Genomic DNA, 13,980 nt, shown 5'->3' with positions numbered 1-13,980 from the left:
AATGAAACTAGGAAAAAGTGCCTAAAGAAGTCTCCAAGTTTACTTGACCGTTACAGTCCATCTTGCGGCACTACGGATATAGATCGCGACTTAAATGCCGCCCTCAATATTCGTGATAAAGGTATTCTGGAATTAAAGGCGGTTGGGCAATCGTCTCTGCTTATGGAAGCTGCGTGAGTCCCGATACTATCGAGCAACGGCTAACGAAATAAGAAGCATCGCCCGATTAGGGCGGTGAGTAGTCACGGAGCGACTGGAGCGGGGGTGAGTGTTTCCCCCAACCTAGTGAAAGCCTGTTGAACTAAGAATCCCATTCCTTTAGGGAGGGGAGCAGTCAAGCGCAATAAAGTGTATCGATACCCTAGCAACTCCATTTGTGTTCATTGAAGTTATATAAGAGCAAAATAATGCACTTATATATGCTTGCTTCTAATTTCAATTTCAAAAGTGAATTTAAATGGACTTTTGGTTGTTGTAAGACTAAGTTGAGAATAAAAGGGTAGAATAAGTAACTTATCATGCGAAAAGGTAGAGCAGTAAAAGCAGAATCAATGCCGAATTTAAATGCAGAGTTTAATATGGCGTTACTAGGTAACGCGATTAGAGCAAAAAGAACTCAACGTGGCTGGCGATTGGAAGATGTGGCCACACGTATTCATGTATCTAAAAAAACAGTGATGAAAATTGAAAAAGGGGACGTAGCGGTCACCTTTTCTCATGTTATCCAATTAATGGATATTTTAGGTCTGACATTTAAACTCGTTGACTCAAACGTTTTAACGACTTCTGCTCAAGAGAGTAAACAGCTAGGTGAGGGTTGGTATGAGTAATGTACAAAAGCTAGATATCTTTGTGGGAACGAAGACGAAAGTTGGTACTCTCACTCTCGCCGTTGGTTCAACGACAGAGTTTAATTTTGTCTATGAAGAGAGTTGGATCGAACATGGCTTTTCCATTTCACCTTATATGCCTATTACAGGGGAAATAGAGTCTAGAAGTATTGAAAACTTCCTACGTAACTTACTACCCGAAGGTGCAGCGTTCGACGAAATGCTCAAAAACACGACCATCAGTCAGGCTAATACTTTTGCACTAATTTCTATGATTGGTTCGGAAACGTCAGGAGCTCTGACTTTCAAGGCGGAAAATTCTCCAACAGTGGGGAGTGCTTTTCGAGAGGTATCAAGAGAGGAATTAGTCGAAAGATTGGAATACAGTAACGACCCCTTAGTGTTTTGGGACGGAAGAGTTCGACTGTCAGTGGCCGGCGTTCAAAATAAACTCAACCTTCTTAAAAGAAAGGGGATGATAGGGTTTGGGGATGGTACTTTGAGCTCGAACTATATTTACAAGTTTGAGAGTAAAAAAGCGCCGTGCATTGTGGTTAATGAGTTTTATTGCATGACGCTTGCGAGAATGATTGGTATGGATGTGGCAAACGTTGAGTTAGATATGTTTGGAAACACCCGTACTTTAGTTATTGAGCGCTTTGACAGACAGTATATTGAGAGTCGAGATATTGTTGTGCGCAAACATGTCATTGATGGTTGTCAGGCTACAGACCTCCCTCCTAGCTACAAATACGAACGTCAAAATGGCGATGAAGGTGACGGGATTTACATGAGAGATGGAGTATCGTTTCCCAAACTGTTTCAAGTCGATACCGTTGATAACGCCAAAACCCATCTTCAACTCATTCAGTGGATGGTGTTTAATCTTGCTACGTTTAATTACGATGCTCACGGTAAAAATATTAGCTTTTTTGTGGCCCCGTCAGGGCTCAGCCTCACTCCTTTTTATGACTTGGTGAATATTGAGGCTCTGGCTCAGGAAGGTGCGAGAAGGAATGCCGAAAGTGGTTCTTTGGATTCTAGAGCAGGGCGAGCCGCAAGTATCCCTAAATTTTTTGCGATGTCGATTGGAGACTGGGATAGAGTAGATTTTCAGAATCCACCCATTGGCAACTTTCAGCGCCCAATTACCGCGTATCACCTGGCAGATTTCGCAAAGGAGTTTGATTATTCTCCTGCTCGAATGGCACAAATAGTGTCTGACACTGTTGTGTCGATAAAAGGCAAATTAAGCGCCGCGTCTAAGTATGTGAAAGGACAAAATGTCAGTAAACAGGAGCTGACTCATATCGAAATGTGTGAGCGATTAATTACTGAAGAGTGTGAATATTTACTTGAACAGTCTTCGTTAATAGAAGAAATGTCGGAGATTTTGTAAGAAAAAGTTCTTAACGCTAACTTAAGCCTAAAGCAGGGGGGTAGGTTGCCACAGTCCTATTAAAACAATATGCACTATAACTAAATATATTAAACTCAAAAATATTACCTTCCAGTAGGTTTAAGACGCTAGTTTATCTGCATTTAACAGTCTGATTCGAACAATGGCAATAATCCATTATCCGAATCACCGCTCAGAATATACCTTGATAAACATAAGCTACCCACAAATAGAGCTGGTTTATAAATCTGTCGATTTTAATACCTTAGGTGTCAATATTGTCGATAAAGTAAACTGAAGCTCACGCTAGAGAAGATGTCTATCAAGTAACTCTATATATGTAACGAACTTTCCAAACATACTGATTTCTATGTCAATAGTCGTTGATTTTGGAAATCTAGAAACTCGTGTAAGCTGGTTTTATCTTTTTCGATATGGAGGCGGCATGACACCTAAATGGATGATGGTTGGTCTTCTTTTGGTAAGCAGTTTATCCTACGCCAATCAGCAGTATACCACGACTGGCTGTGTCGATAGCACTGGCAATCCAGCTTTAGACAGAACCACCGCAAGAGCGATGGCTAAAGGTCAACTCGCTCATGAATTGGGTGGGCTTGTGTCGGCTAAAAGCCAGCTCAAAACCGTGACAACCGAAACCAAGGATGATGTACAGACGAAAGATGTACTGACAGAGAGCGTCACACTAAAAAGTGAGCACATGATGAAAGGTGTTCAAACGCTCGATGTTTAGCGATTTCAAAGTATTTCTGACAGAGTTTACTGATGAACCGAGCACTCTGTATCACCCGTAATCGTTGTCAATTATCTGTAGAATGGATAACAGAGCACGGAATTATCATCGGTAGTGTGGCTTATCCGGCTTTCAGATAGATCTTCCCTAAGCCATGGCTTCAGCGCGCCTGCTCAAGGCCTCATTCACTAAGGCTTTTCTCCCCACCCCTAAGTCATATCGAGCAGCACGCATTCGGCGGCCACACAGAATACATTCAAACGGATCGACCTTTAAAAAGCTCTTTATCATCTGACCATATCGAAGCGGTGGTATGGGCTCTGGATGTTTTTCCATCCCTAGAGACTCACGCACTTTAGGTAATTTATCTCTGACGACCCGATTGGCCAGAAAACCAAAATAGCGGATCATACGAAAACCTTTCTCTGGGATGTGTTGGATGAGGCGTTTGATCAACTCAAGCTGGGTGACCTGCTCCGTTTCATATTTTCCCGTGTGGTGATCGAGATAACGAAAGGAGAGCGTGGCTTCCCCGCGGTAATGGGCCAGCTTTGCCCCAGAAATTGGGGGACGTTTGAGATATCGACCGAGGTAGTTAATGGTGGATTTCGGGTGCTGAGTCTTTCTGGCGAAATGGACATGCCAGAAGCGCTGCCTTTGCGTGTTGACGAAGCGTTGGAACTCATCGAAATCACGACAATGGCTCTCAGCCCCTTCGATGTTAAGAGTGGGGTATTCTGATAACAGAAAATCGCACAGCTCATGTCGCCAGCGTTTTTCGACTTTTTCATGGCAATAGGTGAGATCTTTCCAGTCCCCGGGCCCTCCGTACACATTCATCCCACCGAGGGTGACCGACACATGCACGTGTGGATGCCAAGTGAGTCGCCGACCAAAGGTATGCAGTGCGCAGAAAATGCCAATCTCCAATCCCTGTTGTTTGGCGGCATAAAGCAGGTTATCAACGGCCAATTGGCAGAGCTTATCAAGCAGTGCTCTGTTATGGATAAAGAGGGGCCAGAAGGCATCAGGCATAGTGAACGTCATGTGCATCCAAGGGCAATGAGGCAGGCGCTCAACCTGTTGAACTATCCAGCTGTCTGTGGACTTTTTGCCACAGCGAGAGCAGGCTCGGCTAGAGCAAGTAAACCAGAGATTTTTAAAGTGGATGCAGTCGTCGTTTTCACAATGCAATTCTTTACAGCCCAATGCCGGTTTTCCGCAGGCGAGCATTTTAGTGACTTCGCTGATTTCGATATCTCGAAGAGTGTCGTCGGTCTCCACCATGTTTTGCCAGATTTTGTTGTACTCGAAGAGGAAATTAATAGGTCTGGGCTGATAGGGTTGGTTAACAGAAGTACTAGCAGCCATAGGTGTTGAAGGTTAACGGAGCGTCATCATAGCGAATGGGAAGCTGGATTATACGCATAAACCTGCCGCGTGCCCAATTGCAGCGTACGCAATTAGAGTGTGCCGCGTTTTTAGTTTCAATAGGGAAAAAATAGAATGAAATATCTGACAACACTAACCGCGAGTTTAGCTTTCCTATTTAGTGTTTCCGCTTTTTCAGCGACACAATCTTCTTCGACTAACGAGATAACAGAAGCGGAGCTTTTTTCTGGAACCGCACTTGTTCCATCCTCCAAGGTGACATACGTTGCTCCGTGGGGAGAGGGAAATACTGACGTAGTGACTTCTGCTGCACACATTGACCCAGAAAACTGTGGGGCTGGCCAATATTACCGTATAGACTCAACTGATCCGAATTCACAAGCAGAGCTATCAGTTTTGCTAACAGCCTATTCGCTTGGAAAACCAGTTGCTCTTCATCTAAACGGCTGCATGGGAAATGCTCCTAAAATCGATGGCGTAGAGCTGCAGAGCTAAGTATTAAAAATTTATTCTTCTGGACCTTTCATTGATTACTTTTATGAAGGCAAAAGTTAGCTCGGCTCATACGCCGAGCTAATTTTTCAAAATAGAAAAGGGGCATAAACAATTTAGCATTTGCTCTAATATTGTCCCCCCCTCTGAAAAATACAAACTCATTTGGGAAGAGGGCTGGTAAATTAAAGGAGAAGGTTTACCCATTCAAGAAATCGAGTGAATGGGTTACTGTAGTAGCTTAATTCCTGTGAGGTCCCCTCTGACATCTGTAAATGGGCAAGAGACTCCCGTAGAACTCAATCGAATTTGAATGGACTTTTTAGACATTAGAGCTGCAGTTGCAACAGATACATATGTGTTGTACATGGGATCACTGATTTTTGCATATACGGTTCCAGCTGATGTTTCGATATAGACGCCATTTCCTACATCACTTCCTATATAGCCGTAAAAGATTTGATTAATTGTAGCGGTACAATCCGTCGTGGCGAAAGAAGCTCCACTAAATAGGAGCGATGTAATAAGAATGGTACGAGTAATAAGTTTTGTTTTTAACATGCTTCATTTCCGAAGGTAGATATTTCAGATGAAGTGTAAAGGTAAAAACCGATTTAACAACTGAATTTTTCGTTCCGTACAGCAGAATTACAAGTCATATAGGTACAATAGGTAAATGTCGGTACGTACCAGTTGAACCAACACTGAAGTATACATAAAAATACGGCAACGATTGTGCCAACGTGAAACTTTGAATTACTAAAGTTAGGTCAAAAGTGAGCTAAGCCTACTGGGTCAGCTAACAGCTAAAACTGGAAAAGGGGCATTTTCTCTTTAGGAAGTGCCTTTTTCCAATTTCTTTACCTTCGCTATCATGGATCGACTGCACTTGAGCAAATCTTGAATCTGGGACCAACTTTTTCCCTCACCCAGCAATAGTGCAATGTTTTCTCTCAATTGATGATCAGGTTTCCGGCCAGAGTACTTGCCCAACTTTTTCGCCTTCTCGATACCTTGAGCTTGACGCTTTCGGCGTGTCTCATAATCATCTCTCGCCATTGCTGCCGCTAAATCGATCATAAATTCAGTCAGTACTTTTGAGATCATTGAACTGTCCGCACTACCATCCAGAATGCCATGCGTCATGGGTTGGTCGATAACAACGATATGAATACCGGCTTTAACTAATTGCCCTTTGAGCAGCTTCCACTTCTCATAAGGTAAACGAGAGAGTCTATCGACCTTTTCGACCAGCAGTACATCACCTTCATGTGCATCATCAATTAAGCGAGCCAGACCGACTCTATCTAACTTTGAACCTGATTGGTTCTCAGAGTAATAACTCGCGATTCGTATACCTTTTTGCTCAGCAAAATGATTTAACTCTTCTTTAGCGCGATTTGCATCTTGTTCATCAGTTGATGCTCGAAGGTAGGCTCTTATGAACATAATTCTTGAAACTGGTCTCTTTAGGGTCTAGTTTTCAATAATAGTGCTCGTAGGGTTTAAAATCAATAATTCGAGAACCAGTATTTGAATATGAATGACTGGTCCCCGTGAAGTGGACCCTAAACGAACCAATGAGAACACATTTTATCTCTTAGAGAAGATGACAAGCTTTTCTTCTTTCTGTAAAGTGTAATCATATTGACTATAATCAAAGTGATTATATTGAAAGTTTATAAAACAAAGAATTTTGGACGCTTCCAAAAATCAGAGAGGTTGACTGACTCTGAACTTATCGATGCCATCAAAGAATTAGAAGATGGCTTAATCGAAGCCGACCTTGGTGGGGGTGTGTTTAAGAAGCGAATCAAAGCGCAAGGCCGTGGTAAAAGTGGTGGATTTCGAACCATTATTGCCTATAAGCAAGGTGATAGAGCTATTTTTATGTATGGCTACCCCAAAAACACGGTGAAAAAGTCAGGGAAGGAAATCTCTGATAAAGAGCTCAGTGCATTGAGAGATATGGCAAAAATATTGTTTAATGTCGAGCTGAATCAGAGCAGTAACTCTCTTATCGAGGTGAAATATGAGTGACTTAATTGAATCTCTTTACGAAGACCTAGAAGGGATGGCTTCAGATGGTCTAATTGAAAAACAAACATTACGTGAGTTTGAACACAAGCATCTAGCGTATCACTCAGATCTTAATGGTGAAGACGTGAAGGCTTTGCGCGAATCTAACCATATCAGCCAAGCGGTATTGGCTCGATACCTTAACCTATCACCTGTGAGTATTCAGCGTTGGGAGCAAGGTAAGTCGATGCCTTCAGGTAGTGCCGTTGTACTACTCAATCTTATCAAGGAGAAAGGCTTGCAGGCCTTAATGTAGCGCGTGTTAAAGGTATTCTATTACTGTTCTGTCACTTAGGGATTTGAGGCAAAAAAAGACCGCTTTCTCGGCCTCATTTGAGTGTATGTTGAAAAATACGGGGTAAGCGAAAAACCTACCTAAATCTCTAATAATTAAGTAACTTTCATTTGTATTGGTTAAATTTTAATTACACCTCAAAACAACACGCTTTGCGGTTTATTATGGAGTTGTGTTTGGTCATCGAAAAAATGGCCCGCTGGCTAGTGCGGGCTCAGAGACATTTAATGTGTCTAAACATACTGGGAGAGGTCCTTACACAGACCTAACCCAAAAGTAGTACATATTCAATAAAAACGCCAAATATTCAATAGTGGGCGAGTCACTCATTCAAGTAAGTCAGTATCAAAAAAACAGACGTCTTTTTGTTGATTTCGCTTAGCTTGATACATGGCTATATCTGCGTAGCGAATCAGCTCATGAGACAATGAACTGTGATCGGGTGCGATGGCTGCCCCAATACTTAATTCGATGGGAGAGGGCATCGTTTTATCTTGGGCTAAGAGCTCAGCTTGAGCATGGATCGTGTTCACGATGGTCGATATGTCCGAATTTTCAACGATCCCGCGTAATAAAATAATAAACTCATCGCCTCCTATCCGAAACACTGAATCCGAGCCCCGAACGCTTGCCTGCAAACAGGTTGCCGTATCTCGAAGTAATGCATCGCCAGCTTGATGACCTTGCGTATCGTTAAGCTGCTTCAATTTATTCACATCGATAAACAATAGAGCGGTCTTCACCTCGCTCACATCGATATATCTCAATGCTTCATTCAGTTCAATATCAAGCATCGCCCTATTTTTCAATCCAGTCAGCTCATCGTAATGGGCTTTTTTCTCCAACGCTTGCTCTCTTTCATAGACTTTTTCGCTCATGATAAGAAAGGAGTTTGACAATATGCCGACTTCGTCTTTCGATAAGATGTCGGTGTACTCCAATCGTTCGCCTTGCTCGATTTTTTTCGCATTCTTGACTAATGTCCCTAAAGGCCGGAACAAGCTATTTCTCAGATACAAGAACGTCAAGATAGCCAGCACAAAGAACAGAACAAACTCCACCGCTATCAGGGTCGTGACTCGAGTTCGGCTACTGTTGTACGCGCCTTTGCGTTTTTCGAGTAATACCAATTCATGGGCTGAAAATTGATGCAAATCCTTACGTATGCGACTCATCAAATGCTTACCCATGTTCATTTCAACAATCTGCATGGCTTGGGCGTGTTGATTATTGCTCGCGAGTTTGATGGTCGCCGCCAATTCCTCTAACTTCGATTGAATGTGTTTTTTCGTTTTTTCAAGTAAGGTTTGTTGCGTGGGATTATCTGACGTCAGCTGAACTAGACGTTGATAGGTGGCCTCTATCGAGGACTGGGCGGCATGATAAGGCTCTAGGTAGTCAGCGTTGAGCGTCAGCAAATATCCCCGCTGCCCCGTTTCGGCATCGCGCAATCCACCCAGCAGCTTTTCTGATTCAAAAAGGACTTGGTTGGTATGGCTGACCCATGACAGTTTCTCATTTCCTTCTTTTTCTAGGAGGAAAATAAAGTAGGTATTCGTTATGGAGACTAAAAAAAGTACCCCTATCAATGCCGATATTTTAAATCGAATGCTCATCATACACCCTAAAAGAATGAAGTACGCTATAGACTATGGAGCATAAATTCTATTTATGCACTTGTGTGCGTAAAAATAATGAGAAGAGAATAATCGTTTGGTGAGAGGAATGCCGTTAATTTGTTATCGTTCTGGTGATTATTTGCACATGAAATTGTGGTGGGTTCAAAAGTTTGAGGGTGAGAGACTATTATCTTGTCGTTCACCTCGGCATGTGAGCGATGATTGACTACACTCTCAAGGTCGAGTGCGCAACTGATAGTCATTTTTTCCTTGAGGATGACTGCGCACGAGACTCACCGCCTAATCAACAACATCATAAGTGCAAGCAGAGCTCAACAGGGCTCTGCTTTTTTTTGAGTCATTAGGCTGCTTAACAATCCGTGGCGGTCACACTAGAGCTGTACGCAGAGCTGGCACTGGTGGCTTCAGTGTAAGTCACATAGCAGCCTGTCGCTGTGACACCTGACGCATCGGTAATGGAGTCACTGGGAAAGGTTATGACTCGGCTCGAGCCAGAGACATAAGATTGCCAATCCGATGATAACCCCGTCACGGCATCCACAATGCCCGTCGTTGAGCTGTCAGGGTAACCGTAAACGACCGTAATATCGTCTTCTGTCGTACCTGTCGCGTCGGTTTCAATGCCCTCAATGGCCGATTTACCGTAGACCACCCCCGCGGCCCCATCAACCGCGCCTTTTAAGCCTTGTAAGGCGGACTCACGTGCGTCCCCTTGAAGATTTAAAAACTTAGGGGCGGCCGTGACAGCTAAGATACCCAGTATCACAATGACGACGACCAACTCGATGAGGGTGAAACCATTTTGCTTATTCATTCAGACACATTCTTTTGACTCTGATTTACTGAAAATTGTGTGTTAAGTCTTGTGGACCGACCCACGAAGCGGTGTTTAAAAGGCTTACGCTGACGTTGTCCAATCTCATTCACTTAGATGAAAGCATAGCGAATATGATTAGTATGTGTTGTGATGCTTATTGGTTGTCAATGAAAATATATCGCCAAAGCGTTAAAGGGGGAAGTGAGCGAAATAAAGAGTCACTAAACGTGATATGAATCACAAATGACAACTTTATTATCTAGATTTAAAATAATATCGAACAGAAATTGGCGCGACTATAAATAATATCTATATTAACAATAGTCTTATACAACTTATCCAATTTACCCATGTCCCTGAGTTGTATAGGGCTCTTGACGTTGACTCCCGGGGTAGGCTCCTTGCTACCCCGCTTTTTTCTCTTGACCCTGTAGCTCAGCCTTAGAGCCTCAGTCTTTCACACACATCCTGGCAATCACCTTGTCAGCCCTTATCGATTAGCAAAAGAAGCGGTGGTCAATTCATGGGCAGGCGGCATGACCCACGCTGAACTTACATGTGGTCGATTTTTGAGCTATACGTTAACACTGTCGGTAGGTGAAAGAATGACAACATAATATAAAGGGAACATTATGTTAAAGAAAATTGGGCTTTATTTAGGACTGTGTATTATTTGCGTGGTCCTAGCCTCAAGCGTCGTGATATACAATATTCAAAAATCACTTTTAAAAGAGGTCATGCAAACGGAAGGCAACGCTCAACTGCAGGGGTTAACGCAACTCTATGATCAGGCCATTAACGCCAAAAAAGTGAGCTTACAAAATATTTCTACTTCGATAGCCAGTATCGTTGCGAATAAAGAAGAAAAAGAGCTACTTAACATCGCCACTTATATTCAACAAAGTTACAACTTCATTGAAGTTGACGTCGCTGATATTGAAGGGAATATTTACTCATCATTAGGCAAAAAGTTAGATTGGAACGCCAAAGAGCGACGAAGACCGTGGTTCATTGATGTCACTGAGGGAGGTCGGAGCTTTTATCAATCCAGTATTTACACGTCTGTTGAAACCGGAGTATCGGTTGTGACATTTTCCAGTCCTATCATATGGCAAGGGAAAATCGTCGGGGTGTTGTTGTTTGATGTCAATGGTGATGCACTCATCAATGATAATCGAGAATTTGCGATCACTGACAGCAAGGGAACGGTATTTTCTACTGACAAGGTCAATAAATCTTGGTTGGCACAAAACCTGTTGGATATTCGACCGTCGTTTAATGACATCATGCCAAATAGTGCCTTAATTTACGAGACCCAAAAAGGCGAGTCGTTCTCAGTCAATAAAGCCACATTACGAGATGGGAATGTGCTGTATTCAATCATCCCACTTGCCAGCATGATCAAAAGCAACGACCAAGTACTGTCTATCATCATTACTATTTTTTCGGTAAGTGGTATTGTGCTCATTGCTTTGCTCTATTTTCTCATTAAGAAAGAGTTGAAGCATGTGCCTAAAATCCGTCGATGGATCATTGAACTGTCTAATGGGGTGTTAGCGGAGCATAACATCCCTCACTGCAATAATGAATTAGACAGCATCAGTAGCTCATTAAATGTCCTTACGAAAAACTTATCGTCATTTGTAGAGAAATCTCATATCACGGTCAAAGAACTCTCCATCTCAAAAGAGAATATTTCAGAAAATATTAGCTGTAATTCCAGTAATGCTAAACGTGAGCAGTCTTTAATTGGTCAAGTAGCAACAGCGGCTTCAGAGCTCTCTTCTACAGCTTCGGAGATATATAATAATGCTCAAAGAGCAGAAGGGGCAGCCTCAAAAGCCATTGACACTATCAACGAAAGTTCAGAAACGCTAAAACGCTCCGATGATATTGCGAGCCAAGTGAATTACGCCATGTCTGAGTCACTGAAAATTGTGGATGAATTGAGAACACATTCTGAAAAAATCAGTACTGTGGTAGAAACCATCAACACGATTTCAGAACAAACCAATTTACTCGCCCTCAATGCCGCAATAGAGGCGGCGAGAGCGGGCAGTTATGGTAGAGGATTTGCCGTCGTCGCAGACGAAGTTCGCTCTCTTGCGTCCAAAACGCAAAAGTCGACCGTTGATATTCAAAATGTCATCTCTCAGCTCCAACAGCAATCTCAACAAGCGGACGAATTTATGAAAAGTAATGCTGAGTTGATGGTGGAGGCTCAAGAAATTTCTAATAGCTTGACGCATGCGTTTAGAAACATTTCTGACAAAGTTGGAGACATCTCTGAAACCAACACGCTTGTGTCAACGGCATCCGAAGAGCAGAAGACAGTGACGCTGGATATTTCAACCCAATTGGAGAGTATCAATCATTTAGTTTCGGAAAACGTTGAAGAGTTAAAGCACACCGAGAGTTCAAACAAAGTCATTTCAGAGGTGATAGAGAGTCTCAATCATGAATTTAAATTTTTCAAAATTCAGCCATAACAGAATTCAGATCCTGTCAATTAAGAATTTGAGACAAAAAAGACCGCTTTCGCGGCCTCATTTGAGTGTATGTTGAAAAATACGGGGTAAGCGAAAAAACTACCTAAATCTCTAATACTTAAGTAACTTTCATTTGTGTTGGTTTAATTTTTGAACGGGTCATTTATTTTGAGTTGGTTGAATTTTAACCAGATCTCAAAACAACACGCTTTGCGGTTTATTATGGGGTGGTGTTTGGTAACGTGGTGTTGAAGGTTGTCTTGGTATCTTCATTGGTTTATTGACAAATAACCAGTCCAAAGTGTCGATGTATTTAAGTAGAAATCTTTCTCTTCAAGGGTTTCTACTTTTTTTATGTCATGCCTTAAATGGCGCGAAATCTAGGTCCTTAATGTATGGAATGGACTTCCGCTCTATCACTCGAATGTAAGTTTTGAGATGATAATTTAACCATTTCATACGGAGAGACTAACATGGCTGTGACTGTATTAGGTATTGACCTGGCAAAGAACGTGTTTGCACTACATGGTGTTGACCACAAAGGTCATACAGTTCTTTGCAAACCCAAAGTAAGTCGGGCTAAGTTATTAGAAACCGTAGCAAACATACCACCGTGTTTGATTGGAATGGAAGCTTGTAGCAGTGCTCATTTTTGGGCCCAAGCTTTTGAAAAAGTAGGACATGAAGTTCGACTTATTGCTCCGAAGTTTGTCTCCCCTTATCGATTGTCAGGTCGAACAGGAAAAAATGACGCTGCTGACGCCCAAGCGATTTGTGAAGCGGTCCAACGTCCTCATATGAGATTTGTTAGCATCAAATCTGAAGAACAACAATCCATCCAGTGCCTACATCGAGCTAGGCAAGGGTTGAACGAAGAAAGAACGTCAGTGTGTAACCGTATTCGAGGTTTACTCTCTGAGTTTGGGGTCATTGCTCCGCTATCACCAGAACGATTACGCAATGAATTTGAAGCAATGAAAATTTATCTTCCGGCTTTAGCTACAACCTGTATCGATGAGCTATTTTTTCATGTGGATAACATCGAACGTAAGCTTCTGAAGTTTGACCGACTCATTAAGACCACGGCAGAACAAGATGAACGATGCCAACAGTTGATGAAATTAAAAGGGGTTGGCGCGATGACCGCTAGCGCTTTGGTCTGTGCAATCGCAGATGGAAAAGAGTTCAATAATGGTCGTCAATTAGCGGCTTGGTTGGGCTTAACCCCTTCTCAATACAGCAGTGGAGGCAAACAAAAGTTAGGGCGGATCACAAAAACCGGTGACAACTATATTAGAAGTCTGCTTGTGCAGGGGGCCAGATCAATTATGGCCAGTGCAGGCAGAAAAGACGACCCATTAAGTAAATGGGTTTGTGATGTCAAAGATCGCCGCGGTTATTGGCGAGCAGCGATAGCTTTAGCGGCCAAAAATGCTCGTCACTGCTGGGCAATCCTTCACTATGGAGAGTCATTCGAAAGTTGTTACTCGACATAGACAAACAACTGACCACTCATGATGCCAACGCAAATATGATAAGGGTTAAGACCCCGCAAGAAGTCCCTGTGAAAACATTAGGATACGAATATCCGATTAATGTATGAGGTTCTTGCGAGCGTCTTTCATTTTGGTCCGAAGGATTTTAAAACTCGCTTCAATATGGCCGTTTATAGTACTGCATCTTAATCTTCATTATTGCTGCGTTAAGAATACCTGTTTGACAACGGGCGGAAGTCTTTATAGTTGTTTTCTATACGACTAGACTTGTTTGCATATATCTTGGTGTTTAGCGATTTC

The 13,980-nt window shown here is 42.5% G+C and carries 13 protein-coding genes; 8 read left to right on the top strand and 5 right to left on the bottom strand.

Features of this window, described 5'->3' with window-relative positions; translation table 11 throughout:
* Positions 1-518 precede the first annotated feature (518 nt).
* From ACM2FC_RS23070 to ACM2FC_RS23060, 3 genes are all read left to right on the top strand, one after another.
* Entirely contained in the window at positions 519-830 is a 312-nt protein-coding gene (locus ACM2FC_RS23070) for a helix-turn-helix domain-containing protein (RefSeq protein WP_498483391.1), read from the top strand.
* Positions 823-2,229, top strand: a complete 1,407-nt coding sequence (locus ACM2FC_RS23065) for a HipA domain-containing protein (RefSeq protein WP_498483390.1) — start codon at positions 823-825, stop codon at positions 2,227-2,229. The genes ACM2FC_RS23070 and ACM2FC_RS23065 overlap by 8 nt, the downstream gene beginning before the upstream one ends.
* Before the next feature lie 445 nt (positions 2,230-2,674).
* Positions 2,675-2,980, top strand: a complete 306-nt coding sequence (locus ACM2FC_RS23060; protein WP_498483389.1) for a hypothetical protein — start codon at positions 2,675-2,677, stop codon at positions 2,978-2,980.
* Between the two features lie 147 nt (positions 2,981-3,127).
* Here ACM2FC_RS23060 and ACM2FC_RS23055 read toward each other — a convergent pair whose 3' ends face one another.
* Positions 3,128-4,351, bottom strand: coding sequence for an IS91 family transposase (locus ACM2FC_RS23055; RefSeq protein ID WP_498483388.1), 1,224 nt, complete (start codon positions 4,349-4,351; stop codon positions 3,128-3,130).
* A 135-nt stretch (positions 4,352-4,486) separates the two neighbouring features.
* Between ACM2FC_RS23055 and ACM2FC_RS23050 the strand changes: the two genes are divergently transcribed.
* Positions 4,487-4,867: a hypothetical protein gene (locus ACM2FC_RS23050; RefSeq protein WP_498483387.1), complete on the top strand. Its 381-nt coding sequence runs from the start codon at positions 4,487-4,489 to the stop codon at positions 4,865-4,867.
* Positions 4,868-5,092: 225 nt separating this feature from the next.
* On the opposite strand, the gene ACM2FC_RS23045 is transcribed toward ACM2FC_RS23050, so the two are convergent.
* Entirely contained in the window at positions 5,093-5,425 is a 333-nt protein-coding gene (locus tag ACM2FC_RS23045; RefSeq protein WP_498483386.1) for a hypothetical protein, read from the bottom strand.
* Positions 5,426-5,698: 273 nt separating this feature from the next.
* Complete coding sequence (locus ACM2FC_RS23040) at positions 5,699-6,313, bottom strand: recombinase family protein (protein ID WP_498483385.1); 615 nt, start codon at positions 6,311-6,313, stop codon at positions 5,699-5,701.
* A gap of 222 nt (positions 6,314-6,535) precedes the next feature.
* Here ACM2FC_RS23040 and ACM2FC_RS23035 point away from each other — a divergent pair, with 222 nt between their 5' ends.
* Together ACM2FC_RS23035 and ACM2FC_RS23030 are read left to right on the top strand one after the other, a co-directional pair.
* The gene (locus ACM2FC_RS23035) at positions 6,536-6,904 is read left to right on the top strand and encodes a type II toxin-antitoxin system RelE/ParE family toxin (protein ID WP_498483384.1); all 369 of its coding nucleotides are present in this window, start codon (positions 6,536-6,538) and stop codon (positions 6,902-6,904) included.
* A complete protein-coding gene (locus ACM2FC_RS23030) occupies positions 6,897-7,199 on the top strand; it encodes a helix-turn-helix domain-containing protein (protein WP_498483383.1) in 303 nt (100 codons plus the stop codon). Before ACM2FC_RS23035 ends, ACM2FC_RS23030 begins: the two co-directional genes overlap by 8 nt.
* 365 nt (positions 7,200-7,564) lie before the next feature.
* Here ACM2FC_RS23030 and ACM2FC_RS23025 read toward each other — a convergent pair whose 3' ends face one another.
* Entirely contained in the window at positions 7,565-8,854 is a 1,290-nt protein-coding gene (locus ACM2FC_RS23025) for a diguanylate cyclase domain-containing protein (RefSeq protein WP_498483382.1), read from the bottom strand.
* 373 nt (positions 8,855-9,227) lie between these two features.
* Positions 9,228-9,692, bottom strand: coding sequence for a prepilin-type N-terminal cleavage/methylation domain-containing protein (locus ACM2FC_RS23020; protein ID WP_498483381.1), 465 nt, complete (start codon positions 9,690-9,692; stop codon positions 9,228-9,230).
* A gap of 635 nt (positions 9,693-10,327) precedes the next feature.
* On the opposite strand from ACM2FC_RS23020, the gene ACM2FC_RS23015 reads away from it, so the two are divergent.
* Positions 10,328-12,184 carry a methyl-accepting chemotaxis protein gene (locus tag ACM2FC_RS23015; protein ID WP_498483380.1) on the top strand — a complete coding sequence of 619 codons (1,857 nt, stop codon included), beginning with the start codon at positions 10,328-10,330 and terminating at the stop codon, positions 12,182-12,184.
* 473 nt (positions 12,185-12,657) lie between these two features.
* A complete protein-coding gene (locus ACM2FC_RS23010; RefSeq protein ID WP_498483379.1) occupies positions 12,658-13,680 on the top strand; it encodes an IS110 family RNA-guided transposase in 1,023 nt (340 codons plus the stop codon).
* Positions 13,681-13,980 lie beyond the last annotated feature (300 nt).

This window comes from Vibrio sp. A37 (assembly GCF_059777565.1).
Note: the sequence above shows the minus strand (reverse complement) of the source record. Positions and strands in the feature narration are given on the sequence as shown.